This is a genomic window from Gottfriedia acidiceleris, assembly GCF_050457485.1.
In the GTDB taxonomy this organism is placed as follows: Bacteria; Bacillota; Bacilli; order Bacillales; family Bacillaceae_G; genus Gottfriedia; species Gottfriedia acidiceleris_D.
In genome coordinates this window covers 244,755-271,132 of the sequence record NZ_JBCMJM010000006.1, presented here as the reverse complement: position 1 = coordinate 271,132, position 26,378 = coordinate 244,755, and the positions used below count along the sequence as shown (strand labels likewise).

The 26,378-nt window shown below is 32.6% G+C and carries 21 protein-coding genes; 16 read left to right on the top strand and 5 right to left on the bottom strand.

From position 1 onward, the window contains the following. Window positions 1-172: 172 nt before the first annotated feature. A complete protein-coding gene (locus tag ABEY15_RS06650; RefSeq protein ID WP_429889252.1) occupies window positions 173-490 on the top strand; it encodes a hypothetical protein in 318 nt (105 codons plus the stop codon). 352 nt (window positions 491-842) lie between these two features. Here the strand turns inward: ABEY15_RS06650 and ABEY15_RS06645 are convergent, their stop codons facing one another. Continuing rightward, window positions 843-3,959: an efflux RND transporter permease subunit gene (locus ABEY15_RS06645; RefSeq protein ID WP_429889251.1), complete on the bottom strand. Its 3,117-nt coding sequence runs from the start codon at window positions 3,957-3,959 to the stop codon at window positions 843-845. 243 nt (window positions 3,960-4,202) lie between these two features. On the opposite strand from ABEY15_RS06645, the gene ABEY15_RS06640 reads away from it, so the two are divergent. From ABEY15_RS06640 to ABEY15_RS06630, 3 genes are read left to right on the top strand one after another with little or no spacing between them, the layout of a single operon-like run. Further along, window positions 4,203-4,901, top strand: a complete 699-nt coding sequence (locus ABEY15_RS06640) for a response regulator transcription factor (protein ID WP_429889250.1) — start codon at window positions 4,203-4,205, stop codon at window positions 4,899-4,901. Between the two features lies 1 nt (window position 4,902). After that, complete coding sequence (locus tag ABEY15_RS06635; protein WP_429889248.1) at window positions 4,903-6,267, top strand: ATP-binding protein; 1,365 nt, start codon at window positions 4,903-4,905, stop codon at window positions 6,265-6,267. A gap of 33 nt (window positions 6,268-6,300) precedes the next feature. Next, window positions 6,301-7,605, top strand: coding sequence for a VTT domain-containing protein (locus tag ABEY15_RS06630; RefSeq protein ID WP_429889246.1), 1,305 nt, complete (start codon window positions 6,301-6,303; stop codon window positions 7,603-7,605). Between the two features lie 155 nt (window positions 7,606-7,760). On the opposite strand, the gene bioA is transcribed toward ABEY15_RS06630, so the two are convergent. Further along, window positions 7,761-9,125 carry an adenosylmethionine--8-amino-7-oxononanoate transaminase gene (bioA, locus tag ABEY15_RS06625; RefSeq protein ID WP_429889244.1) on the bottom strand — a complete coding sequence of 455 codons (1,365 nt, stop codon included), beginning with the start codon at window positions 9,123-9,125 and terminating at the stop codon, window positions 7,761-7,763. A gap of 139 nt (window positions 9,126-9,264) precedes the next feature. On the opposite strand from bioA, the gene ABEY15_RS06620 reads away from it, so the two are divergent. The 3 genes from ABEY15_RS06620 to bioB are packed head-to-tail and all read left to right on the top strand — an operon-like array spanning window position 9,265 to window position 11,538. Next, the gene (locus tag ABEY15_RS06620) at window positions 9,265-9,837 is read left to right on the top strand and encodes a biotin transporter BioY (protein ID WP_429889242.1); all 573 of its coding nucleotides are present in this window, start codon (window positions 9,265-9,267) and stop codon (window positions 9,835-9,837) included. Between the two features lies 1 nt (window position 9,838). Next, window positions 9,839-10,519, top strand: coding sequence for a dethiobiotin synthase (gene bioD / locus ABEY15_RS06615; protein ID WP_429889241.1), 681 nt, complete (start codon window positions 9,839-9,841; stop codon window positions 10,517-10,519). Between the two features lie 23 nt (window positions 10,520-10,542). After that, the gene (gene bioB / locus ABEY15_RS06610; RefSeq protein WP_429889240.1) at window positions 10,543-11,538 is read left to right on the top strand and encodes a biotin synthase BioB; all 996 of its coding nucleotides are present in this window, start codon (window positions 10,543-10,545) and stop codon (window positions 11,536-11,538) included. Between the two features lie 74 nt (window positions 11,539-11,612). On the opposite strand, the gene pgmB is transcribed toward bioB, so the two are convergent. Together pgmB and ABEY15_RS06600 are read right to left on the bottom strand one after the other, a co-directional pair. Continuing rightward, window positions 11,613-12,284 (bottom strand): beta-phosphoglucomutase, encoded by a 672-nt coding sequence (gene pgmB, locus ABEY15_RS06605; protein ID WP_429889239.1) that lies wholly within the window; start codon window positions 12,282-12,284, stop codon window positions 11,613-11,615. A 21-nt stretch (window positions 12,285-12,305) separates the two neighbouring features. Next, the gene (locus tag ABEY15_RS06600; protein ID WP_429889237.1) at window positions 12,306-13,325 is read right to left on the bottom strand and encodes a LacI family DNA-binding transcriptional regulator; all 1,020 of its coding nucleotides are present in this window, start codon (window positions 13,323-13,325) and stop codon (window positions 12,306-12,308) included. Between the two features lie 500 nt (window positions 13,326-13,825). Here ABEY15_RS06600 and ABEY15_RS06595 point away from each other — a divergent pair, with 500 nt between their 5' ends. The 9 genes from ABEY15_RS06595 (at window position 13,826) to ABEY15_RS06555 (ending at window position 25,038) form a co-directional block, all read left to right on the top strand. Next, window positions 13,826-15,508: a sugar phosphorylase gene (locus ABEY15_RS06595; protein ID WP_429889235.1), complete on the top strand. Its 1,683-nt coding sequence runs from the start codon at window positions 13,826-13,828 to the stop codon at window positions 15,506-15,508. Between the two features lie 11 nt (window positions 15,509-15,519). Then, entirely contained in the window at window positions 15,520-16,806 is a 1,287-nt protein-coding gene (locus tag ABEY15_RS06590) for an ABC transporter substrate-binding protein (RefSeq protein ID WP_429889233.1), read from the top strand. 166 nt (window positions 16,807-16,972) lie between these two features. Continuing rightward, complete coding sequence (locus tag ABEY15_RS06585) at window positions 16,973-17,857, top strand: carbohydrate ABC transporter permease (RefSeq protein WP_429889231.1); 885 nt, start codon at window positions 16,973-16,975, stop codon at window positions 17,855-17,857. Further along, window positions 17,841-18,695 carry a carbohydrate ABC transporter permease gene (locus ABEY15_RS06580; RefSeq protein WP_429889229.1) on the top strand — a complete coding sequence of 285 codons (855 nt, stop codon included), beginning with the start codon at window positions 17,841-17,843 and terminating at the stop codon, window positions 18,693-18,695. The genes ABEY15_RS06585 and ABEY15_RS06580 overlap by 17 nt, the downstream gene beginning before the upstream one ends. 35 nt (window positions 18,696-18,730) lie before the next feature. Then, window positions 18,731-19,789, top strand: a complete 1,059-nt coding sequence (locus tag ABEY15_RS06575) for a zinc-dependent alcohol dehydrogenase (RefSeq protein WP_429889228.1) — start codon at window positions 18,731-18,733, stop codon at window positions 19,787-19,789. A gap of 53 nt (window positions 19,790-19,842) precedes the next feature. Next, a complete protein-coding gene (locus ABEY15_RS06570; protein ID WP_429889227.1) occupies window positions 19,843-20,637 on the top strand; it encodes a sugar phosphate isomerase/epimerase family protein in 795 nt (264 codons plus the stop codon). A 16-nt stretch (window positions 20,638-20,653) separates the two neighbouring features. Continuing rightward, complete coding sequence (locus ABEY15_RS06565) at window positions 20,654-21,688, top strand: Gfo/Idh/MocA family protein (RefSeq protein ID WP_429889270.1); 1,035 nt, start codon at window positions 20,654-20,656, stop codon at window positions 21,686-21,688. Then, the gene (locus ABEY15_RS06560; protein ID WP_429889226.1) at window positions 21,685-23,907 is read left to right on the top strand and encodes a glycoside hydrolase family 65 protein; all 2,223 of its coding nucleotides are present in this window, start codon (window positions 21,685-21,687) and stop codon (window positions 23,905-23,907) included. Before ABEY15_RS06565 ends, ABEY15_RS06560 begins: the two co-directional genes overlap by 4 nt. 9 nt (window positions 23,908-23,916) lie before the next feature. Further along, complete coding sequence (locus ABEY15_RS06555) at window positions 23,917-25,038, top strand: glycerate kinase (protein WP_429889224.1); 1,122 nt, start codon at window positions 23,917-23,919, stop codon at window positions 25,036-25,038. 125 nt (window positions 25,039-25,163) lie between these two features. On the opposite strand, the gene ABEY15_RS06550 is transcribed toward ABEY15_RS06555, so the two are convergent. Beyond that, a complete protein-coding gene (locus ABEY15_RS06550) occupies window positions 25,164-26,357 on the bottom strand; it encodes a chromate transporter (RefSeq protein ID WP_429889223.1) in 1,194 nt (397 codons plus the stop codon). Between the last annotated feature and the right edge of the window lie 21 nt (window positions 26,358-26,378).

Sequence of the window (26,378 nt, the reverse complement as noted above, 5' to 3'; positions counted from 1 at the left end):
ATCGCATTTCTTGTGTTCATGGCAATCACATTTCTTGTGCTCACGACAATCGCATCTCTTGTGATCACAGCAATCACAATTCTTGTGCTCATGGCAATCGCATCTCTTGTGTTCGCAGCAATCACAATTCTTGTGTTCATGACAATCGCACTTCTTATGTTCGCAACAACATTTGCATGGCGGACATGGCGGACATGGCGGACATGGTGGACATGGTGGACATGGCGGGCATGGTCGACACGGAGGACTTGGTGGCTTAGGCGGAGGACTTGGTGGCTTAGGCGGAGGACTTGGTGGCTTAGGTGGTAGAAGTGGCTTTATTGGTGGGCACGGACGTTTAGGTTCGCATCTACATGGCTCACAGTCACAGTTACATTTCTTCGTTATATATCACCCATTAAATTTGAATTATTTAGGTCTTCTAACTATCAATATGTTCAATGTGGATAGCTTGTCAGTGTTTTTGACTATACATTTTTTATTTATTTAGATGAAAACTAGTAAAAGATTTTAGCCTAAGAAATATGTTTACTAAAATAGAAAAGGTAACTCCCGGAAAAAATAGGAGTTACCCTTATAGTTTAGTTAAAGTGAATCAATTACTTCAGTTGAAATTATATCTTATTTTACTGTTTTGAATCATCATACCTATTACTACAATACCAAACTACTGTGAAAGGTCTTCTAACTATCAATATGTTCTATTTGGGCAGCTCGTCAGTGTCTTTGACTGTATTTACCTTTTTTATTTAGATGAAAATATGTAAAAGATTTTGGCCTAAAAATTATAAAATCTAAAATAGAAAAGGTAACTCTCAAATACAAGAGTTACCTTTAAAAAATTATAGTGAATTAACTTCCTCAGTTGAAATTACTTCCTTATTTGATTGTCTTTTATGCAACCATTGATAAATAATTGGAATTACTAAAAAGCTATTTAAAGTAGATGTGATCATCCCACCGATTACAACAATTCCTAATGTCTGTGAAATAACTGTATCACCTTGGTGTGAAAATGCTAGTGGTAATAGTGTTAAAATCGTTGTTGCTGCTGTAATTAAGATTGGTCTAATCCTTGAAAGACTACCAGAAATAACGGCTTCTTCAGTATTCATACCGTTTTTACGATTACGCTCAATCTTATCAACTAGTACGATACCATTTGTTACTACAATTCCAGTTAACATTAAGACACCGATTAGTGCTGCTAAATTCCACTCTCCACCTACTATTACTAAAGAGATCACAACACCACTTAATGCTAGTGGGATACTTAATAATACCGAAACTGGAGCTCTCCATCCCTTAAATAATGATGAAGTAATGACCATTACTAAAAGTATAGAGAAGGCCACGGCAATTGACATATCAAAAATCATTTCTTTAACTTGTTGAGTAATACCTCCCATTGAGTAACTCACTCCTTTAGGAAGAGCTTGTTTACTAATGACGTCATCAACTTGTTTTGAAACTTTACTAATGTCATTTGAAGTAATTTGACCTGTAACGATTGAATAAGGCTCTCCATTGCGTTCATTAATCGTTGAAGGAGCATTATCTTTCGTAATAGATGCAATTTGTTCAAGTTTGACGGTTTTATTACTACTTGTTAAGAAAGTTTCATTTTTAAGGGAATTGATAACATCCTCTGGCGATGCATTTAATTGAACTTGAGTATTTCCACTACTAATTTGATCAAGATACATATCAACTGGCAGACTTATATGGTCAACTACAAATGTAGCATCTTTAGATTGTGACATATAACGGTTAATTACTTTCGTTATATCTGCTAATTGAATTCCATTTTGTTCAATTGCTTGTTGATTAAATGTAATTTTATATTTTGGAAGTCCAAATGTTAAATCTACTTTTCCATCAACACTTAGTCCATCAATTTTAACAAGTTTTGATCTCATTTGATCTGCAATTTTATCTAGTGTAGCTTGATCAGAGCCAGTAAATATGACTTTCAATAAAGAATCATCACCAGCAATACTTTGACTTGAAACAGTATAAGCTACATTTTTAGATAATTGTGGCAGTTGTTTTCCAAGTTCTTTAATGACTTGGTCTGAGTCTTTTTCGTTCTTTAAAACAACAGAAATGTTAGCTACGTTAGGTTTTTGTAGGAAACCACCGCCTTGGTCAAATACATCATCACTTTGTGGCGTATTAGTTGATCCAAAATTAGATAGATAAGATTTTACTTTTGGATTTCCTTTTAATTGATTTTCTACCTTTTGAACCTCAGAATCAACCTGCATTAATGTGCTTCCTTGAGGTAATTCAAGTTTAATTGCCACTTGACCAGTTTTAGCACTTGGTAATAATGAGACTGGTAAAAACGAACCAAATGCTACTGCAAAAATAAATAATAAAGCTGAAATGAAAATTGTAAGTTTTTTCTTTTTTAATGATGATACTAAGATCGGTTTCATTATTGGTTCTAAAGAAACAGCATTTGTTTTCTTTGTATTATTTTTCCAACCCATTAGTGCAAGTGCTGGAATAACAAGGATTGCTACAAAGAACGATATAATTAAAGAGATAACAACAGACCAGGCAAATCCGCTATATGAAGCACTAATAGCTCCACCTACAAAGGCAATTGGAATATAAACAGCAATTGTTGTAAGTGTTGATGCTAAAATCGCAGGTGTCATTTCATAAACTGCTGAACTTAATGAGTATAATAATGATTTATCAGGATTTTGTTCTCTTTTACGGTACATATTATCAAGGATAACGATTGAATCATCAACAATACGACCCATTGCAACAATTAAACCTGAAACGGTTAAAATATTAAGTGTAATACCCATTGATTTTAGGATTGCTGTTGTTGCTAATAAAGAAATTGGTAATGAAATTGCAATGACTAATGTTGATTTTACATTGCGGAAGAAGAAAAATACGCAAATCATTGAGAAAAGACATCCAAGTAAACCTTCACGTATTAAACCGTTTAATGAATCATTTAATTCTTTTTCACGATCTAATTGAGTTGTCAATTTTACAGTACCGTCTTTTACTTGTTGTAAGCTTTGAATTCTTTCCTTCACATTTTTTGCTACATCTGTAATATTTGCACTTTGTGTTTTAATAACGTTTAATTGAACACTTGTTTTTCCATCTGTTCTTGCAATCGTTTTTACATCATTAAGGGCGTGAGTAACAGTTGCGAATGCTGAAAGTGGAATTTGATCACCATCTGAATTTTTGATTTTTACATCATTTAACTGTTTAACATTTAAATTCCATCCATCAAATTTAACTGGAATAGACAATTGATTTTGTAAGATTGTTCCTTCAGGTAAAGATGGAACTGATACAGCTAAAGCTTTATTTAAGTCATCTAAAGTAAGTTTATATTTTGCTAGATCCTTCGTTCTAACGGTTAGTACGTATCCGTCTTTTGCACCACCAAAAACTGATACATCAGATACGCCTGGTACTGTTTTAAGGTGTTGCACAATATCCATTTGAGTTACTGATTTTAAAGTATTATCATCTAATTTATCACTAGTCAAACTGTAAGTTAGGATTGGGAATGAACTAGTTGTAAGTCTAGTAACTAGAGGTTTAGATGTAATTGTCGGAGGTATGTCCGCATTTTCTAAAGCTTTATTTACATCAATTTCGGCTTGCTTCATATCTGTATTCATTGGAAAATACAGACTCATAAAAACTCCACCATCATAGGAGCTAGTTTCAATATCTTGTAAACCTTCTGTTGTTCTTACAGCACTTTCAAGACTATTAGTAATATTTTGTTTTACTTGATCGGCCTGATACATAGGTAGACGCATGCTTACAGTAAGAGTTGAATTGTTTATACCTGGTAAATAATCGCGTTGCATTTGGTAAGCTGAAATAGCACCCCAAGATACAATCATAACGACACAAACAATCATTAAAATTGCTCTTTGCATGGTCCCTTCTATAAATTTTTTCATCTTAAACCTCCTAAGCTTTTTATAAATTGAAAATTATTTCATAAATCAACTCCATGTCATTGTAAAATTCCTAACTGAAACTTTAATGAATAATCAATTAAAATTAGATTAAAATGCTAAAAATACGAATCAAAAGTTCTATAATGGCATGTATAAAAGGAACTTCTAAGACTAGAATCAGTCTTAAAAATAGAATAGAGTTTTTCGAAACACTAAAACTATTAATAGAAATAGGTGAATAAAATGAAGAAAATCTTAATTATCGAGGATGAAGTGAATATTGCTCGAGTTTTAAAATTAGAAATAGAATATGAGGGTTATGAAGTGTTAGTCGAACATAATGGAAAAGCTGGTCTAGAGTCGGCTTTAAGCAATAATGTCGATCTAATTTTATTGGATGTTATGTTGCCTGAATTGAGTGGAATCGAAGTATTAAGAAGAATAAGAAAAACAAATCAATTTGTACCCGTAATTTTATTAACAGCTCGTGATGCTACACATGATAAAATTATCGGTCTTGATTATGGTGCTAATGATTATATTACGAAACCTTTTGAAATCGAAGAAGTATTAGCAAGAATACGTTCGTGTCTAAGATCAAGTAATCTTGTTCATGAATTTAAGAAAAACGAAGACGAAAATCCCACTTTAACGATTGAGGATTTAGTTGTTAATTTAGAAGCTAGAGAAGTAAAGAGGAATGATAAAGTCATTTCATTAACGCCAAAAGAGTATGATTTATTAGTTTATCTATTAACAAATCAAAATAAAATTGTGACAAGAGAAGGGATCATAACAACCGTTTGGGGTTATGAGTATGAAGGGGAAACAAATGTTGTTGATGTGTACATTAGACATTTAAGAAAGAAAATTGAAGAGGACTTTGACGTTCCTTTAATTCGAACTATTCGAGGTGTGGGGTACACAATGAGGAAGGGTTAAGATGAAAATAACGACTAAAATAAATTTGCTAATTACTTCATGGATCTTAATCATTCTTATTTTAATAAACGGGTTAGTTTTTTATTTGTTTATGAAAACAACTGTAAATATGGAAGAACATGTTGTGAGTCAAAAGGCGCATGAAATCTTAAAAAAACAGGATATTCCTATAACATTGAAGATGAATGAAGAGGCATTGTATCCGTTTATGTCAAATCATTCTTATATTCGAATCATTGATCCAAATTCTAAAATTGTGACAGAAATTAGTAATGATAAACTACTGAATCGCATTAAACCTAAGTTCACTAAAAAAGAAGAAACGAGACTAATTCCTTTTAGTGAGCATCAAAATATAGTCGTACGTGTACCGATTTTACAAGACCAAAAAGTAATTGGAACGTTAGAAATTGGAGAGTTGTTAGTAGGACTTGAAGGTCGAAAAGATATGTTATTAACAATAATGGCAATTGTTACTGGCGTTTCTGCAATTTTATCAATGATGGCTGGAAGTTGGTTAACTCGAATCATAATGAACCCAATTACTTCTATGATCACTACAATGGAAGATATTGAAAAAAGTGGGGTTCCAAAAAAGATTTTAATAAAAAATGAAACAAAAGATGAATTGCACAAAATGGCAAGCACGTTTAATCGAATGATTAGTAGGCTACAAGACAACATCGAAAAACAGAAGCAGTTTGTTTCAGATGCATCTCACGAGTTAAAGACTCCTATTACGGTTATTAGTAGCTTTGCTAACTTATTAAGAAGACGTGGTTTTAAAAATGAGGAAATGGCGACAGAAGCAATTGAGACAATTTATTCTGAAGCCAACCGTATGCAAGATTTAACAAAAACGTTATTAACTTTGGCCGAATCGGAGAATTTAAAGAATATCGAAATGAATCCAGTCGATCTAGTTGCTTTGTGTAATACGACTTTAGTACAGCTGCAAAGTGTGTATAAACGAGAAATTACTTTACACGCACAAAAACAGAAAATATTTATAAAAGGTAACGAACTTAAAATTAAACAAGTCATTATTATCTTCTTAGATAATGCTATAAAATACAGTACTGAAAAAATAGAAGTAAATATTAGTTGTACTAGTGAAACAGCTATTCTTCAAATAAAAGACTATGGAATTGGTATTCGAGAGGAAGAATTAGAAAATATATTCGAACGATTTTATCGAGTTGATAAAGCGCGTAGCCGTGAAACTAGTGGTGGCACTGGACTCGGTCTTTCAATTGCTAAAAATATAATTAGCTTGCATAATGGGAAGATTAATATAAAAAGTCTTGAAAATGTAGGAACAGAAGTAGAGGTAGTATTTCCACTAGATGAGAATAAGAGAAAATAATCAGTACAGAGTATTGAAAATTGAGGTTTTAATATGAACGAAATCATCCATTTATTAAATGAATATGGCTATATTATCCTATTTTTATCATTAATGTTGGAATTGATTATAGTTCCTATACCGAATGAAGCATTGATGAGTTATGTAGGTGTTTTATGTTTTCATGGGAAAATGAATATTGTATTATCCATTATTTCTGCCGGGCTTGGAGGAGTAGTTGGGGTAACCATTTCTTATTGGTTAGGATATAAACTTGGTACACCGTTTTTTCGTAAATTTGGACACTATATCCATATGGGTCCAGAAAAGATCGAGAAAATGTCAAAATGGTATGAAAAATATGGAAAGGTATTATTACTAGTTTCTTTTTTTATTCCGGGAATCAGACATTTCGCAAGCATTATTTCTGGAATCATTAAATTACCGTATCGATCCTTTGCTGTCTTTTCCTATATTGGTGTATTTCTTTGGATTGGAACCTTTATATGGTTAGGGCAGGCCATGGGACCTCAATGGGATATCTATCAAGTAGAAATTAAAAAGTGGTTAGTATTAGGTAGCATATTATTAGGATTTATAGTGCTCGCTTTTTTTGTTGTTAAAGCAAATAAGGAAATAATTAAAGAGTCATTACTATTAATTTTTGAATCAAGTTTCAAGAGATTTAAAAGCTTTATGAAAATAAAATTGATCATCTTAATCTGTTTAATTTTTTTCGTTACGTTTTTTATCTTAATGGTCGGGTTAATTCAAGACACAATTAGCAATGAACTTGTTAAATTCAATTCCATATTCAAGACCATTGTTTTTAATTTATTTAATCAAAATTGGCATGGAAGTATGAATTTTATTTATTCATTATCGACTTGGAAGGTTTTAGTGACGATTTCGCTTGCTACAATCTTAGTGATTTTGATAAATAACAAAAATAAGTGGCTAGAATTGCTCTTTTTTATCGCTAGTTTAGCTGGGATTCTTATCCTATCCATAGTGATTCCTTGGATATTCAACTTTATGCTCGGAGGTAATGTAAGTAAAAACTTTCCTAATGAAAAGTCTATGTTGATTTTAACAGTATTAGGTTACTTCATTATTATGTTAATTCGACATAACAAAGCTTATCTACTTAATATCGTAATGTTCTTCTGTTTTATATTTGTTGTTTTACTATTTTCTATAAGCAGTGTCTATTTGCACCACTTATTGCCTAGTGACATTGCTGCTGGGTTTGTATTCAGTTCGGTTTGGTTAAGTGGAATCATATTTTCACTGGAATTGTTTCGATTTGTATCGCTTTTAAAAGTGAATATGCGTGAGGAAAAATTGTTAAAAACGTAAACCCAATAAGCATTCATAATTGGAATAGTGAAAGAGAATCCCTGTAGTATTAGTTGTCTTCCTACGGGGATTCTTTATTTTTGAATGTGACAATAAGTTCTTGATCTTAAATTATGCAGTTAACAAATTACAATAATTCAAGATGTGACGAATGTTTAGTTTACGTTTTCAGTAACTTCAGAAATAGCGTGATAAAGAATATCTAACATTTCGTCAAGCTCCGATTGCTTTGAAGCTAATGGAGGCATAAATACAATAACATTTCCAAGGGGGCGGGTGAGTAGTCCAAGCTCTTTTGCTCTTTTGGTTACTTTCACACCAATTCGTTCGTTCCAATGGAAAGCTTCTTTAGTATCCTTTGATTTTACTAGTTCAATTCCAATCATCAATCCACTTTGACGTATATCTCCAACATGTTTTAACTCATTAAATTGCATCAGTTTCTCTTGGACATAAGATGAGATTGTTTCGACATGTTGTAATAATTTCGTTTTATTAAATAAATCTAGATTCGCTAATGCAACAGCGCATCCAAGGGGATTACCTGTATAACTGTGACCATGAAAGAAAGTTTTTTGTTCTTCGTATGTACCTAAAAATGCTTCATAAATTCTGTTAGTCGTTAAAGTTGCTGCTACTGGTAAATAGCCACCAGTTAGCCCTTTTCCGCAAGTTAAAATATCTGGCGTAACTCCTTCTAGTTCACAAGCAAACATTTTTCCGGTTCGACCAAATCCTGTTGCAACTTCATCAGCTATTAACAATACATCATACTTTATACATAATTCCTGTATAGCTTTTAAATACCCTTTTGGCATGACAATAATACCACTAGCTCCTTGAACAATTGGTTCAATAATTAATGCCGCAATTGAATTAGCCTTTTCGATGAATAGATCTTCAACCTCGTTTAAATAGGATTTTATTATTTCTTCTTCAGTTCCCACATATTTTGAACGATAAAGATGTGGATAGGAAACCTTTATACTTGGGAACAGTAACTCGTTATATGCTTGATGATATAAATCGATTGCTCCTACGGACACTGCTCCGATTGTATCTCCATGATAAGCTTCCTTCATCGTAACAAAAGTATTTTTATCGGATTTCCCTATGTTTCGCCAATATTGATAGGCCATTTTAATCGCAATTTCTACAGAGGTAGCTCCTGAGTCTGAATAAAAAACTTTCTCTAATCCGCTTGGAGAGATTTCAACTAGTCTCTCTGCTAAAAGAATAGCAGGTATATTGGCCATTCCAAGAAGTGTTGAATGGGCAACCTTTTCTAATTGTTCATGAATTGCTTCATTTAATTCTTGAATATTATGACCGTGAACATTTAACCAAATAGAGGATACCCCATCGTAATATTCATTGCCTAATACATCATATAATTTTCGATCTTTTCCATGTGAAATAATTAGCGGATCTTCGTTTAGATAATCCTTCATTTGAGTAAAAGGGTGCCAAAGATACTGCTTATTTTTTTTTGATAAATCTTGATAAAGTTCATGCTTCATATATGTTCCCCCTTGCTTTATATGTTAACCAATTATTGTAGTTAGGTTGACATATATTTCAATTGCATGTTAATTTAATTTTGTAAGTTTGTCAAATTTTGCTAGTTTGTCAAACTCATAATTTAATAGGGGGGATACAATGCAAAATAGGACTTTATCATTAACAGTAATATCATTATTTGCCTCACTAACATCAATTGGAGCTTTTATTAAGATTCCCTTACCAGTAATTCCTTTTACGCTTCAAGTACTTTTCGTATTTTTAGCAGGCTGCCTTTTAGGAAGTAAAAAAGGAATGATGAGTCAATTACTGTATGTTGGAATTGGATTAATCGGAATACCAGTATTTGCATCAGGTGGCGGGCCTGAATATATTTTAAAACCAACATTTGGGTATTTAATCGGTTTCATCGTTGCCGCGTTTGTAATTGGATCAATTGTTGAAAAAACGAAGGAACCAAAACTTAAGAATTTCATTTTTGCTAATGTAATAGGGTTAATGATTGTTTATATTTTAGGCATTACATATGTATACATTTCATTAAACACTTGGTTAGATAGTCCAGTTTCATTAAAACAAGTTCTTATGATGGGACTCGTGTATAGTATTGGGCAAGATTTGTTACTAGCTGTTTTTGGAGGAGTATTGGCAGTGCGCCTACATTCTCATTTTGCAAAAGCTAGAGAAAATGAAAAAAAGGTGGCTGCTTAAGATGGGAAAAGGATATTTTGTAACTGGTATCGATACGAATATTGGCAAAACTTATGTAACTGCTCAAATGGTGGATTGCTTGCAGAACAAAGGAATCGATGCAATCCCTTATAAACCAATTCAAAGTGGAGTAGTTAATATTAACAATAGACTCATAGGGGAAGATACAGCCTTTTATAAAGAGAAACTAGAACTAACTGAAGAGCATGATTACTACAATACATACACAATGAAAACACCTGTTTCACCACATTTAGCTAGTAGACTAGAAGATGTTTTTATTGATGAGCAAGTTATATTAGAAAAATATAAGCAATTAGAAAATAAGCATGATGTTGTATTTGTTGAAGGAGCGGGTGGAGTTGCGGTTCCGTTAAAAGAAAATTTTGGAACGATTGATTTAATAAAACTATTAAACCTACCAGTAATCCTTGTTACATCATTAAAGCTAGGAACAATTAATCATACTGTATTAACAACTGAATATTTAAAATCACACCAAGTTAATCTAATGGGATTATTAATTAATAAAGTACCATCTGTTATGGGTGAAATGGAAAAAGATAATTTAGTTATGCTAGAAAAATTAACAGGTCATAACATTCTAGGTATTATACCGGAACAGTCAGACTTTTTTACAGAAGATCATATTTTTGAAATTCAACAATTATTGACGAAATGATGAATGAAAAGGGGCGATACAAAGTGAATTGGACAAATTTGGCACATGAAGTTATTTTAGGTAAGGAAATTTCAGACGAAGAAGCATTAAGTATATTATCATGTGAAGATGATGATTTACTTTCTCTTTTACAAGGTGCATTTATCATTAGGAAACACTATTATGGAAAAAAAGTTAAACTGAATATGATTATTAATGCTAAAAGTGGTTATTGTCCTGAGGATTGTGGATATTGTTCCCAGTCATCAATTTCTAGTGCACCAATTGAGAAATATCCTTTTCTATCTAAAGAAGAAATTCTTGATGGGGCGAAGCGTGCTTTTGAATTAAAAGCAGGGACATATTGCATTGTTGCAAGTGGGCGCGGACCAACGAATCGAGATGTAAATGTAGTAACTGATGCGGTTAAGGAAATTAAAGAATTATATGGTTTAAAAGTATGTGCTTGCCTGGGGCTTATTAAAGATAACCAAGCAAATGAGCTTAAAGAAGCAGGTGTTGATCGATATAATCATAATTTAAATACTTCAGCTGAGCATCATAATTACATAACAACAACCCATACATATCAGGATCGAATTGATACGGTTGAAAAAGTTAAACAGTCAGGTATTTCTCCGTGTTCAGGAGCTATTATAGGGATGAAAGAAACGAAACAAGATGTTATTTCAATCGCGAGGTCATTACGACAATTGGATGCAGATTCCATTCCGGTAAATTTTTTACATGCTATTGATGGAACGAAACTAGAAGGCGTGAACGAATTAAATCCGCGTTATTGTTTAAAAGTATTAGCACTATTCCGCTTTATAAATCCAACGAAAGAAATTCGAATTTCTGGAGGACGCGAAGTAAATCTGCGTAGTTTACAACCACTAGGACTGTATGCTGCCAATAGTATTTTTATAGGTGATTATTTGACTACAGAAGGTCAGGAGACAAATAGTGACCATGCGATGCTAGAAGATTTAGGGTTTGAGATTGAGTTGGTTGGAAAACAAGAAGAGATATTTTCATAATAAAAAAAACGAAAATCTTAAAATAAGATTTTCGTTTTTTTTTTAAATAGTTAAATAAGTTATTCTTGTATAATTTATGATGCTAAATACTTATCAATAATTCTATTAAGCTCTAATTCTTCTGTTGATGATAAAACAAAATTTGCATGGCTTAAAATAGTAGAATCTCCAATTGCAACAGAGAACATATTTGCAGCATTAATTGCATTAACTCCTGCAGCTGCATCCTCCACACCGATACAGTTTTCAGGGTTAGCTGAAATTGCATTAGCAGCTTTTAGAAATACCTCTGGATCTGGTTTTGAATTAATGACCGTTGCAGCGTCAACTATATGATCAAAATACAAGGTAATTCCTAAAGCATTAGCAACCATTAATGCATTCTTTGAAGCCGAAGCCATCGCAATTTTAATGCCTGCTTTCTTAATTTGAATTAAGAAAGATTCGATTCCTGGTAATAGGTCCTTTTCAGAAATATTCCGGATTAGTTCAACATAATGAGCATTCTTTTTCGTTGCTAACACATCTTTTTCAGCTTCGGAGAAATCATTTTGTCTGTCACCTAATTCTAGGATTCTTTCTAATGAATCTGTTCGGCTTACTCCTTTTAGCGTTTCATTAAACTCTCGGTCAAAAGGAATTCCTAAATCTTCACCTAATTTTTTCCATGCTAAATAATGAAATTCAGCCGTATCAGTAATTACGCCATCTAAGTCAAAAATAATCGCTTCAATTTGTTTATTCAAAATGGTACCCCCATTACTTTATCAATTTATTTTGGCAACTGATTTTCGTTCGACCAGCTTTGTTGGAACAATAATATGCTCTGATTTTTCAGGATCATTTTTTATTCGTTTAAATAGTAAGTCTGTAGCTATTTCTCCAAGCTTCATAATCGGAATTTCAATCCCAGTTAAAGGTGGTGAGAATAAAGGTGAAAAAATGCCATTATTATATCCAATAATTGATATATCTTTCGGAATAGATATTCCTAACTTTGCAGTTGTATTATAAAGTCCAATAACCTTAAGATCATCTATTGCAAAAATTGCAGTAGGTAAATCTTTTGATTTCAAAAGTGATTCGGAAACTTCATATGCTCTTTCCATTGTATAACCACTATCAATAATTCGATCAGGACGAAGAGGAATTCCGTTATCAATTAGACATTTTTTATATCCTTCCAATCTGTCAATCGATACATGGTAATCGAGAGAAGAATGAAGACATGCAATGTCAGTGTGTCCTTGATCGATTAAGTGTTGGACTAATTGATAACTATCGTTAAAATTATCAGTATCCACTGAATAAATATGTTGATAATTTCCTTCAACTCTTCCAATAACTACTACTGGAATTTCATATTTATCTAATTCTTTGAAAAATTCTTCATTTGCAGGTGAACTCAGCATTAGAATTCCCTTAATCATTTTTCCTCGAATTTTCTCGATACATTTATTTAACTCATCTTTGCTATTTTTAGATGTTTGAATAATGACATCGAAATTTTCTACTTCTGATCTCGTTGAAATAGAGTGAATAATTTCAGAGAAAAACGTGTTTCCGGCAGTTGTTTTCGTAGAACGAGACATCACCAATATTGCATCAAAGCCTGATGATGTAAGTGCTCGAGCTAATTTATTTGGCTGATAATTTAATTCTTCAATTGCCTTCATTACTCGATTACGACTTTCTTCTGAAATATTATCTTTATTATTTAGCACTCGAGATACAGTGGACTTTGAAACGTTAGCTACACGAGCAATATCATAAATTGTAGGGCCCATTTGTATACTCCATTCTTGTTTAAAGTAATTTTAGTAAAAACGTTTACATTTTATCGTTATTAATTATTTTTAAAAAAATTAAGATCCTGTAATATTTTAAAAAAATTATATCGAAATATTTTTTTGTTGCTTATAGCTAGGAGCGGCTTCCAAAAAAATACTGTTCATAATATACATTGATAGTAACGATTTATTTTAAAATTTGTCAAGACTGTGAACAGCGAATAGTAAAATTAAACTTGTTTCATGTTGTATTTATTACAAGGGCAATTATAGGGAGAATAGTAAAAAGTAGCAATACTAAATGTTGAGGAATAAAAATAAAACGCTATAAATTATTCTATTAAAGTAAATGGAGTGCAAATAAAAAAATAAATTTTTATAAATATTTTAAATTGACAGTAAGCGCTTTCTATAATATATTGAATTTGGGAGCGGTACCAAACGAGTACCAATTTTTTTTACATCTCTGTGGGAGCGATACCACAAGGAGGGATCATATGAGTAAAATAAAAGAAAGATTAGCTTTTATTTATGAAAATGAAGACATAGATCAGATTAATAGCTTAATAGAGAAACGAATAGAAGAAGCTAAATTGAAAATTACTAAAAAAAGAAAACAAAATTGGGATGAGTCAGATGTTGTTTTAATTACTTATGGCGACCAGTTTCAAGAAGAGGGAAAACCAACATTAGAAACATTTAAAAAAATGTTTGATGAACATTTAGCAAATAAATTTGAACTTGTTCATATTTTACCTTTTTATCCTTATACATCTGATGATGGTTTTTCAGTAGTTGACTATAAAAAAGTAAATCCTGATTTAGGAGATTGGTCACATATTGAGAATTTATCAAAATCAGCAAGAATTATGTTTGATTATGTATGTAATCACATTTCTAGTAAGAGTGAATGGTTCCAAGGCTATTTGAATGGTGAGTCAAAATATAAAGATTACTTCGTCGAAATGGATCCATCAATAGATTTAAGCTCAGTAACTAGACCTAGAGCACTTCCTTTGCTATCAAAGTTTAAATTAGCGAATGATGAGGAAAAATACATTTGGACAACGTTTAGTGACGATCAAATTGATTTGAACTTTAGTAATCCACAAGTTTTATTAGATATGATTGATGTTTTACTGTTTTACCTTGAGCAAGGAGCAGAATATGTAAGACTTGATGCTGTAGGATATATGTGGAAAGAAGTTGGAACTTCTTGTATCCATCTAGAAAAAACACATGAAATCGTAAAATTATTCCGTGATTTATTAGATGAAGCTGCAAAAGGTACAGTAATGATTACTGAAACAAATGTACCTCATTTAGATAATATTTCTTATTTCGGTAACGGACATGATGAGGCACATATGGTGTACCAATTTCCACTGCCTCCATTAGTTTTATACTCACTTCATAAAGGGAATGGACGTGCATTAACAAATTGGGCAAAAAATCTTGAAGGATCTGGAGAAGAAACAACGTTCTTCAACTTCTTGGCTTCTCATGATGGAATTGGTTTAAATCCGATTCGTGGAATTATCCCTGAAGAAGAAATACTTTCATTAGTAGAAGATTTAAAAGTAGAAGGTGCACTAGTAAATTATAAGAAAAATTCAGATGGTACTGAAAGTCCATATGAAATAAATGTAACTTTCTTAGATGGTTTAAATAAACAATCATCGAGTGATGTACTAAGGGTAAAGAAATTCTTATTGGCACATTCAATTTTATTAACATTCCAAGGAGTACCGGCGATTTATATTCAAAGTATGCTTGGTTCAAGAAATGATTATGCAGGTGTAGAAAGAACAGGTATGAATCGTTCGATTAATCGTCAAAAATATTCATTTGTTGAAATTGAAAAAGAATTAAATGAAGTTGGATCATTAAGAAATAAGATTTTTACAGAACTTACAAATATTATTCAAGTCCGTAAAGAAGAAAAACTATTTAATCCGAATACAAAAATGGAAGTACTTGATCTGAATGAAAATGTATTCGCTATTAAACGATTAGATGAAGAAAATAGTATTGTCATTCTTCATAACTTATCAAATGAAAAAGTTATATGCAGTTTCAATGGAAAGTATTTAAATATTTTAACTGAAGAAGTTGAAGAATTTAATGAATATATTTCTTTAGATCCATATCAATACATTTGGTTAAAACCAGTAAATTAGGAGGAAGAACAATGAAGAAATTTCTAAGTATGTTCTTGGTTTTAATGTTAGCTGTTGGATTAGCAGCTTGTGGTGGTAAAAAAGAGAATGGTAAAGTAACGATCGAATTTATGCATTCTTCTGTTGAACAAGAAAGATTAGCAGTTATTACAGATTTAATTTCTAAATTTGAAAAAGCAAATCCAAATATTAAAGTAAAGCAAGTTCCAGTTGAGGAAGATGCTTATAATACAAAAGTTGTAACGTTAGCAAGCTCTGGTAAACTTCCAGCAGTAATTGAAGTTGGACAAGACTATGCAAAAGTGATGGACAAGGACGAATTAATTGATAAAGATGCAGTTAAATCAGTCATCTCTAAAGTTGGAGAAGAAAAGTATTATGAAGGTGCGTTAAAGCTTTTAAAAACTGAGGACGGAAAAAATTATACGGGTGTACCAATTAGTGGTTGGGTTCAAGGAATTTGGTATAACAAGCAAATGCTTGCGGACAAAGGATTCGCAGAACCTAAAAACTGGGATGATGTTTTAAAGATTGCAAAGGCATTTACGAATAGTGGAAGTAAAAAATACGGTATTGCAATTCCAACTGTTGAAGGTGGTTTTTCTGAGCAAGCCTTCTCACAATTTGCTTTATCAAATAATGCAAATATGTTCGATAGTAAAGGTAATTTAACATTAGATACACCTGAAATGAAAGAAGCTGTAAGTTACTACAAAGAATTATCAAAATACACAATGCCAGGTTCTAATGATGTTACTGAAGTAAAAGATGCATTTATGAATGGATCTGCTCCAATGGCAGTTTACTCAACTTATATTCTTCCTTCAGTATATGAAGAAGGAAAAACAAACAATATTGGATTTGTAATTCCAACTGAAAAAACAAAAGCAGTTTATGGAACAGTATCTGCTTACACGATTTCTTCTGGTTTAGATGATGACCAAAAAGCTGCAGCAGAAAAATTAGTAGAGTTTATGGCAAAACCTGAAAATAATACGAAGTTAGTATTAATGTCTCCAGGTGGATCTCAACCAGTAAATAAAGATGTAACAGAAAGCAAAGAATATAAAGAAAATAAAGTTGTAAATTCATTTGGAGAGCTTTCAACTGAAATCGCAAGCGCGTTTGATAACATTCAAGTATTTGGTCTTGTTGATAACAAGAACTTCTTAAAAATGGGTGATGTTACAAGTTCAGGTGCAGTTGCTAAGTTAATTAATGAAGTGACTGTTGGTGGAAAAAGCGTAGATTCTGCTATTAAAGAAGCAGGAGAAAAATTAAAAGGTGTAATAAAATAATTACTTTTAATTCAATTTACCAAGTATTAATTATTTGATTTCTTAATTACTGAAAGTTGTTTAGGAAGAACGAACGCTTGAAAAGCAAGCTAAGTTGCTTTTTAAACAACTTTTCTTTATCACCAATCTATCAAATGAGAGAATAGATTGTTTTTTAGGAGGTAGTATGAAACCGATTGTCCGAAAAAAATCTGATATAAAACTAGCTATGGTACTACTTTTACCAAGTATTTTCCTTCTATTGTTACTAGTTGCTTATCCGATGTTATCTAATATTAAAATAAGTTTCTTTGATCAGCCAATTAACCCTAGACTACCAGCTAAGTTTGTTGGTTTATCTCATTACACGGATGTTATTAAAGATATTGAGTTTTATAAATCTTTAGGAATTACCATTCTATATACAGTATTAACTGTAGTTGGTAGTACTGTAGTTGGTCTAGGTGTTGCATTATTCTTTAATCGACCATTTAAGTTTCGTAAAACTGCTCGATCTTTAATTATCTTATCTTATGTAACGCCATCTATTTCATTAGTTTTTGCCTGGAAATATATGTTTAATAATTCATATGGGATTATTAATTACCTAGGAACGGATGTTTTCCATCTATTTAAAACTGCACCACTATGGTTTGATAATCCAGTTAGTAGTTTTATAGTTGTAGTAGTTTTTGCAATTTGGAAGTATTTCCCTTATGCATTTATTTCGTTTTTAGCAATCTTGCAAACGATTGATAAAACATTATACGAAGCTGCTGATATTGATGGGGCTTCACTTTGGCAAAAGTTTAAGGTTGTAACTTTACCAGCGATTATGCCGGTATTACTAACGGTTGTAACTTTACGATTTATTTGGATGTTTTACATGTTTACAGATGTTTATTTATTAACAAACAAAGTAAATATTTTAGGTATTTATTTATACGAAACAGCGTTTGCTTTCAATAATTTAGGAAAAGCATCGTCAATTTCAGTAATCTTATTCATCATATTATTCATTGTTATTATCGTATCAAGAAAGAGGGTGAACTTAAATGGCAGCAGTAAGTAGCAAAAGAAATAAAATTATTAAGAAAACTGGTTTCTATGTTGTGCTGATTCTAATACTAGGAATCATGTTATTTCCATTCTTTATTATGCTAATGACGTCATTAAAAAGTTCAAAAGAAGCAATTGCAACAAATCCAACAATATTGCCACATGAATGGACTTTCCAGCATTATATTGACATTTTTAATCCAACAATTTTCCCATATTTAAACTACTTCAAAAATAGTTTAATCGTTTCAATAATAGCAGCTTCATTATCAGTAGTACTTGGAATATTAGGAGCATACGCATTATCGAAACTGAAATTTAAAGGAAGAGTCACAATTAATGCTAGTTTTTACACTGTATATATGTTTTCAGGGATTTTACTAGTAGTTCCTTTATTCAAAATCATCTCTGGCTTTGGCTTATATGATACAAAAATGGCTTTGATCATTACGATGATTGTGCAGACTCTTCCAACAGCGATTTTTATGTTAAGAAGTTATTTCGATACAATTCCTGAAGATTTAGAAGAAGCGGCTATGATTGATGGTCTTAGTCGATTAAAAATAATTTTCTATATTATTATTCCTTTATCAATTTCGGGAATCGTTTCTGTTTTCGTATATGCATTTATGATTGCATGGAATGATTATTTATTTGCATCGATTTTCTTATCAAGTTCAGAAAACTTTACGTTACCAATCGGTTTAAATACTTTATTTAGTACACCAGATTATGTGTGGGGTCGTATGATGGCAGCATCTTTAGTTACTGCCTTACCGGTCGTCATTATGTATGCATTATCTGAGCACTTTATTAAAGGGAACTTAACTGAAGGTGGAGTAAAAGGTTAATTCGAAATAATTTTTTACTGAAAGGAAGAAATAAAATGAAAAAATTAGTAGCAGTTGAACCGAGAGTTGCAGCATTAGTCGAGTACGAAGATCGCCCAGTACAACCAAATGAAGTAAAAATTAAAGTAGAATATGCTTCACCAAAGCATGGTACGGAAGTGGTTGATTTTAGAGGACTTAGCCCATTCATAGATGAAGAGTTCAATGAAGAGTGGAAAATGTTTATGCCACGAGAAGAAGGTTCTGCACGTGGAATCGTATTTGGTGAATTTCAATTAGGAAATATGGTTGTAGGTAGCATTTGTGAAATTGGCGATGAGGTGACTGAGTATAAATTAGGTGATCAAGTTTGTACTTATGGTCCAATCATGGAAACTGTAATCGTTAATGCTGTAGATAACTATAAATTACGTAAAATGCCAGAAGGTTCTTCATGGAAGAATGCCGTTTATTATGACCCAGCACAATTTGCGATGAGCGGTGTTAGAGACGCAAATGTTAGAGCGGGTGATTATGTAGTAGTTGTCGGTTTAGGTGCGATTGGACAAATTGCAATTCAATTAGCAAAGAAAGCTGGCGCTAGTATTGTAATTGGTGTAGATCCGATTAGTCACAGATGTGATATCGCTTTAAAAAATGGAGCTGACTATTGCTTCGATCCAACAGCCTGTGATTTAGGATACGAAATTAAAAAAATAACAAATAAATTAGGTGCAGATTCAATTATTGAAACTAGTGGTGTTTCAAGTGCACTTCAAGCGGCGTTAAGAGGAATTGCATACGGTGGAACAATTTCTTATATCGCATTTGCTAAACCTTTCCCAGAAGGATTTAACCTAGGACGTGAAGCTCACTTTAACAATGCAAAGATTGTATTTTCACGAGGCAGTAGTGAACCGAACCCAGATTATCCTCGTTGGTCACGTAAACGTATCGAAAATACTTGTTGGGAATTATTAATGAACGGGTATTTAAATTGTGAAGATTTAATTGAACCAGTTGTTTCATTTAGCGAAGTAGCTGAATCATATATGGAATTTGTTGATCAAAAACCTGAGCTAAGTATTAAGATGGGTGTTCAATTTAATAAGTAAAAGAAGAACTTTGGGAGTGTTTAGCACTCCCCTCTATTTAGGAGTGAATAAAGATGAAAATTGGAACTCAAAATCAAGCATTTTTCCCAGAAAACATAAAAGAAAAATTTAACTATTTAAAAGAAATTGGTTTTGAAGGTTTTGAAATAGATGGTAAATATTTAGTTAATCATTTAGATGAGGTTAAAGAGGCCATCGCAGAGACTGGTTTACCTGTAACTACAGCTTGCGGTGGTTATTATGGATGGATTGGTGACTTTATTGAAGAGCGTCGATTAAAAGGGTTGGCTGATATTGAAGAAATTTTAAAAGCATTAAAAGAGGTTGGAGGAAAAGGGATTGTCGTTCCAGCAGCATGGGGGATGTTTACATTCCGATTACCTCCTATGACTTCACCAAGAAGCTTAGAGGGAGACCGAAAAGCTGTTACTGAATCACTAGAATTTTTAGATAAAGTAGCAGGTGAAACGGGAACTACAATTTACTTAGAACCATTAAACAGATATCAAGATCATATGATTAATACTTTAGCTGATGCTCGTAAATATATTGAAGATAATCAATTTAAAAATGTGAAAATAATTGCTGACTTTTATCACATGAATATTGAAGAAGATGGTATATCAGAAGCACTACACAATAATCGTGATTTAGTTGAACATATACACATTGCAGATAATCACCGTTTCCAACCGGGTAGTGGATCATTAGATTTTAAAAAGCACTTTGAGCAATTAAAGAATGATGGATATGATGGTTATTTAACATTTGAATGTCGTGTTCGTGGAACTAGCTTAGAAGATGAATATATTAAGGCATTTCATCATATAAAAGAAGCTTTAAGTTGAAAGGAGTAGCATTGTGATTAAGAAGAGAGTAGCTATTATTGGCGGGGGACAAATAGCTGAAAAAGTTCACGTTGCTTACTATAAAACTAGAGAAGATTTAGAAGTAGTTGCAGTAGTTGGTGTAAATGAGGAATCACTAAGGAACTTTGCAGAACGTAATAATATTCCAAACTATTACACTGATGCTACTGAATTGTATGCAAAAGAAAGTCCTGACATTGTTAGTGTTTGTACTCCAAATAAATATCATTTTGAAAGTGTTATGCAAGCATTAGAAAATAATTGTGATGTTTTTTGTGAAAAACCACCTGCTATCTTAGCTGAAGATGCTAGAAAAATGTATGAAACAGCGCTAGCGAAGGGACGTATACTTGCCTATGATTTTCATCACCGTTTTGCTGATGATGTATCGATCGTAAAAGAAAAAATAGAGCAAGGTTTATTAGGTGATATTTATTTTGTTAAAGTAAAGGCTTTAAGACGAAATGGAATTCCTGGATGGGGTAACTTCACTAATAAAGAAATCCAAGGTGGTGGACCACTAATCGATTTAGGGATCCATATGCTTGATACTGCATTGTACGTTTTGGACTATCCAAAAGTTAAAAAAGTAACAGCAAAAATGTTTAAGAAAATTGGTCATAAGAAAGAAGAAGGTGCATTTGGTAAATGGGATCCTTCAAAATTTGAAGTAGAAGATTCTTTATTTTCTTATATTGAATTAGAGAATGGATGCTTAATCCAATTAGAAACATCCTTTGCATTAAATATAAAAGAAAAATCAGAAATGAATGTAGAACTTTGTGGAGATCAAGCTGGTGCTTTGATGTTTCCAGCGGAAATCTATACAGATGAAAAAGGAGAGCTTGTAACTCTTTTAAAGAGAGAAGAGGCTGATCCTGACCGTCATTCGAAAAGCATGGCTGCTTTTGTTGATCGTTGCCTAGGGAAGAATGTCATGTTAGCAGATGGAAAACAAGGTTATGCTATCCAACAACTTGTTGAAGCAATCTATCAATCAGCTGAAAAAGGTGAGAGTATATCTTTATGAAAGAAGTAAATGTAATTAACGAAAATAAATTTGATTTACAATCTATCAATAAATACGCAACGATTATGGCTTTAGGTAATGGCTATTTAGGTTTACGAGCAAGTCATGAAGAATACTATTCAGAACAAACTCGGGGAATGTACGTAGCAGGAGTTTATAATAAATTCACATCAAATGATGTTACAGAAATCGTAAATTTACCAGATCTAATTGGTATGAAAATTGAAATAAATGGTGAGATTTTTTCTGTCCTTACAGGTGAAATCCTTTCTTATGAGCGTATTTTAAATATGCAAAAAGGAGAACTAACAAGAGAAGTCGTATGGAAAAACAAAGATGGTAATCGTTTTTGTTTAAAATTTCAACGATTTGTTTCAAAAGATAATTTACATTTACTTGCATCAAAAATTACTGCGATTAGTTTGGATTGCGATGCATCAATGAAAATAACTACTGGTATTGATGCGCAAGTGTCTAATTTTGGCAAGCAACACCTTTTAGAAGAAAACATTCGTGTGATCGATAAAAAAATCATGCATGCGGTATATAGAACGACTGAAAGTAATCATACAATCGCTTTAGCAACAACGTGTAATGTACCTAGTACTAGTGATATTTCTTTTGTGGCAAAGAACCGTCAACTTATGGCAATCATTAAACAAGATATAACCGTTGATCAGCCGTTCGAATTAGAAAAAATAAGTGCAATCTATACTTCACTTGATAAAGTAGAAGAAGAGCCTACACAAGCTAGTGTTCAGGCTGTTCAAGAAAATAGTTCAGCTGGATACGATCGTCTACTAGAAAGTTCAGCTATTAAGTGGAATTATTTTTGGGAACAAAAGCGCGTTAGCATTTCTTCAAATGAAGAGATTGATCAAATCGCAATAGACTTTTCACTTTACCATATTGAAATAATGACACCATCACATGATGAAAGGTTTAGTGTTGGAGCAAAAGGTTTAACTGGTGAAGGCTATAAAGGACATGTATTTTGGGATACAGAAATTTTTATTGCACCTTTTCATTTATTTACTGAACCAGATGTAGCAAGAAAATTATTAACCTATCGATATCTTCATATAAAAGAAGCAAAAGATAAGGCTACTAAAAATGGTTATACTGGAGCTCTTTTCCCTTGGGAAAGTGCATACTCTGGAATGGAGGAAACTCCTGAATATGCAGCTATTAATATATTAACTGGTACTCGTCAAAAGGTTGCTTCAGCTATAGCTGAGCATCATATTGTTGCTGATATTGCTTTTGCAGTATGTCAATACTATGAAAATACAGTTGATGATGTATTTATGGCAAATGAAGGTTTAGAATTGTTAAAGGAAACTGCACGTTTTTGGATTAGTCGTACAACAGATGAAAATGAAGTACTTTCAATTGATGATGTAATTGGACCTGATGAATATACAGAACATATTAACAATAATGCTTATACGAACTATATGGCTTATTATAATGTTCAACAAGCATTATGCTATATGGAAAAATATAATAAAATCGAAGAAGACCTAGTAAAGAGCGGAAATGACTTTTTAAATCGACTTTACTTACCACAACCAAACGTAGATAAAATTATTCCACAGGATGATACATTTTTAACAAAATCTGAAATTGATTTATCGATTTATAAACAGACACAAGGTAGCCAGGCAATACTCTTTGATTATTCACGACAAGAAGTAAATGAGATGCAGATTTTAAAACAGGCTGATGTAGTTATGTTACTATATTTATTCCCAAATTTATTTGATGAAGATGTAGTCAAAAAGAATTTGCATTATTATGAGGAGCATACAATTCATGATTCATCACTTAGTAAAGCGATTCATGCAATTGTTGCTGCAAGATGCGGCGAAAAAGAAAATGCTTATCGACTTTTTCAAGAAGCTTGTTTAATCGATTTAGGACCTAATCCGAAGTCATCAGATGAAGGAATTCATGCAGCATCATTAGGTGCTAATTGGTTAGCAACAATCTTTGGTTTTGCAAACATAACGGTTGAAGCAAATAAGTTAAAGATTAATCCAAACTTACCTAAAAATTGGGACAAACTTTCTTTCCCGTTCCATTGGCAAGGTACAAATCTTGTGATTTCAATTACGCATGAATCTGTAACGGTGACTAAACAAACTGATAAAGAAGTTTCGGTTGAAATTAATGGTGAATTATTTAATTTAACAGATCAAATTATTGCTTCACTTTGAGGAGGAAAAATGAAAGTAGTAATATTACCTGATTCCTTTAAAGAAAGCTTGGATGCAACGAATGTAGCTAATGCCATTCATAAAGGCTTTCATTCCGTATTCCCTAATGCAGAGTATCATTTATTACCATTGGCCGATGGAGGGGAGGGCACTGTTCAAGCTTTAATCGCATCAAATGGTGGTGAAGTAGAAACCATTAATGTAACAGGCCCTCTTAATGAAACTGTTCAAGCTAAAATTGCATTTTCAAAGGATAATAAAACGGCATTTATAGAAATGGCTGAAGCTTGTGGTTTGCATCTTGTCCCCCTTGAAAAACGTGATCCATTACAAACTACTTCCTTTGGTGTTGGCGAATTAATTCTTTATGCTATTGAGCGTGGAGCTTCTGAGCTTATTGTTGGTGTTGGAGGTAGCTCAACAAATGATGGTGGGATTGGGATGGCTAAAGCGCTAGGTTACCAATTCTTCGATCAAAACGGTGGGGAAATTGAATGCAATGGTAAGACATTGCTAAAAGTAGCTTCAATGTCTGATGAAAACAGGTCACCACTATTAGATAAAGTAAAAATCACTATTGCGGCAGATGTTGTTAACACATTGATTGGTAGAAATGGAGCAACATATATATTTGGACCACAGAAAGGACTTTCTGCGGATCAATTAGCTACAGTGGATGAAGCAATGGGAAATTTCTATCAGATTGCTGAGCATTATCTAAATAAATCCGTCTCAGAGATCCCCGGAAGTGGAGCTGGTGGGGGCATGGGTGCAGGCTTAATGCTATTCGCAAATGCTTCAATAAAAAAAGGGATTGAACTGGTTCTTGACCAATTAAATGTTAAAGAAGTATGTAAGGATGCTGACATCGTAATTGTAGGAGAAGGCAGAATGGATGGACAAACAATTTATGGTAAAGCACCTGTTGGGGCGGCTACTTGTGCCCCTGCTAATGCGAAAGTAATTGCAATTTGTGGTAGTATTGGTGATGGGATAGAGGAATTGTATAAACACGGAATCGATGCTATTTTCCCTACGATTCCTGCAATCTTGCCGATTGAAGATGTTATGAAAAACGCTTTTGAAAATATTGAAAGAACTGCAAGAAATATTGCTGTATTGTTAAAATAATTAAAAATAAAAAAGCAGAAAAACATTGTATTAGTTTTTCTGCTTTTTTTGATTTGCCCTTCTATTAAAAATGCCGAAGAACCGTTCTCCCAAAGTTTGGATAGATATATACAACCAAATTTAATTTAAATTCTAGATAAAATTTCCCCACTAATTGCTCCTACAAGTACAATAACCCATGGTGGTAATTTCATAATTACTAACATACTAAATAAGATCGCTACGATTAGAAAGTCAACAATCGAAAATACAGAACTTATCCAAATTGGATTAAAAAAAGCTGAAATTAAGATCCCAACTACTGCTGCGTTTACGCCTAATAAAGCTCTCCTTAATTTCGAACTACGACGCAAACTAGACCAAAATGGGAAAGTACCTATAATAAGTAGGAAAGCAGGTAAAAAGATGGCAATCGTTGCAATTAAACCTCCTCGCCAGCCCAACATTACAGTTCCTAAATAGGATGCAAACGTAAATAATGGTCCAGGTACAGCCTGCGTGACACCATATCCAGCCAAAAATGTTTCTTTGTTTAACCATCCTGTAGGAACAAACTCACGTTCAAGTAAAGGAAGAACAACATGGCCTCCACCAAATACCATTGATCCTGCTCTGTAAAAACTGTCAAATATAGATATCCATTTTGACGCTGTAAATGAACTAATTAAGGGTAATAAAACTAATAATATAAAAAATATAGCCAAACAAATGATTGAAACTTTTTTTGATATATTCGTAACTAATGTAGTTTTATCACTATTTTCATTATCCTGATATAGAAAATATCCGCAAACTGAAGAAATTAAAATGACAGCAATTTGAGTGAATGTCGTTTGCCATATTAGTGTGGCGATCATTGAAAACAAAGCAAGAGCTTTCCTTTTTAAATCAGGCGTCAAGTTCTTTACCATACCTAAAATAGCCTGTGCAACAATAGGTACTGCAACCAGTTTTAGTCCATGGATCCAACCTGAATTTTTTATATCCAAGTCTTGTAGTAATACTGCAAATAATACAAGTACAATGACTGATGGTAATGTAAATCCAATAAATGAGACAATGCCTCCTAAGACACCTGCACGTATTACCCCAATACCAATGCCAACCTGACTGCTTGCTGGTCCAGGTAAAAATTGTGACAAAGCGACTAAGTCAGCATAGTTTTGATCGTCAATCCACTTTTTCCTTTTTACATATTCTTCACGAAAATAACCTAAATGAGCGATTGGTCCACCAAAAGAAGTTAAACCCAGTTTAGTAGAAACAATAAGTATTTCTAACAAAAGAGATAACTTATTATTTTTATGATTAGGATTCATATTTTCCTCCAACAACTGATA

Coding starts and splice junctions, on each gene's coding strand:
- ABEY15_RS06645 (WP_429889251.1), bottom strand. CDS start 3,959: ATGAAAAAATTTATAGAAGGGACCATGCAAAGAGCAATTTTAATGATT.
- ABEY15_RS06640 (WP_429889250.1), top strand. CDS start 4,203: ATGAAGAAAATCTTAATTATCGAGGATGAAGTGAATATTGCTCGAGTT.
- ABEY15_RS06635 (WP_429889248.1), top strand. CDS start 4,903: ATGAAAATAACGACTAAAATAAATTTGCTAATTACTTCATGGATCTTA.
- ABEY15_RS06630 (WP_429889246.1), top strand. CDS start 6,301: ATGAACGAAATCATCCATTTATTAAATGAATATGGCTATATTATCCTA.
- bioA (WP_429889244.1), bottom strand. CDS start 9,125: ATGAAGCATGAACTTTATCAAGATTTATCAAAAAAAAATAAGCAGTAT.
- ABEY15_RS06620 (WP_429889242.1), top strand. CDS start 9,265: ATGCAAAATAGGACTTTATCATTAACAGTAATATCATTATTTGCCTCA.
- bioD (WP_429889241.1), top strand. CDS start 9,839: ATGGGAAAAGGATATTTTGTAACTGGTATCGATACGAATATTGGCAAA.
- ABEY15_RS06600 (WP_429889237.1), bottom strand. CDS start 13,325: ATGGGCCCTACAATTTATGATATTGCTCGTGTAGCTAACGTTTCAAAG.
- ABEY15_RS06595 (WP_429889235.1), top strand. CDS start 13,826: ATGAGTAAAATAAAAGAAAGATTAGCTTTTATTTATGAAAATGAAGAC.
- ABEY15_RS06590 (WP_429889233.1), top strand. CDS start 15,520: ATGAAGAAATTTCTAAGTATGTTCTTGGTTTTAATGTTAGCTGTTGGA.
- ABEY15_RS06585 (WP_429889231.1), top strand. CDS start 16,973: ATGAAACCGATTGTCCGAAAAAAATCTGATATAAAACTAGCTATGGTA.
- ABEY15_RS06580 (WP_429889229.1), top strand. CDS start 17,841: ATGGCAGCAGTAAGTAGCAAAAGAAATAAAATTATTAAGAAAACTGGT.
- ABEY15_RS06575 (WP_429889228.1), top strand. CDS start 18,731: ATGAAAAAATTAGTAGCAGTTGAACCGAGAGTTGCAGCATTAGTCGAG.
- ABEY15_RS06570 (WP_429889227.1), top strand. CDS start 19,843: ATGAAAATTGGAACTCAAAATCAAGCATTTTTCCCAGAAAACATAAAA.
- ABEY15_RS06560 (WP_429889226.1), top strand. CDS start 21,685: ATGAAAGAAGTAAATGTAATTAACGAAAATAAATTTGATTTACAATCT.
- ABEY15_RS06555 (WP_429889224.1), top strand. CDS start 23,917: ATGAAAGTAGTAATATTACCTGATTCCTTTAAAGAAAGCTTGGATGCA.
- ABEY15_RS06550 (WP_429889223.1), bottom strand. CDS start 26,357: ATGAATCCTAATCATAAAAATAATAAGTTATCTCTTTTGTTAGAAATA.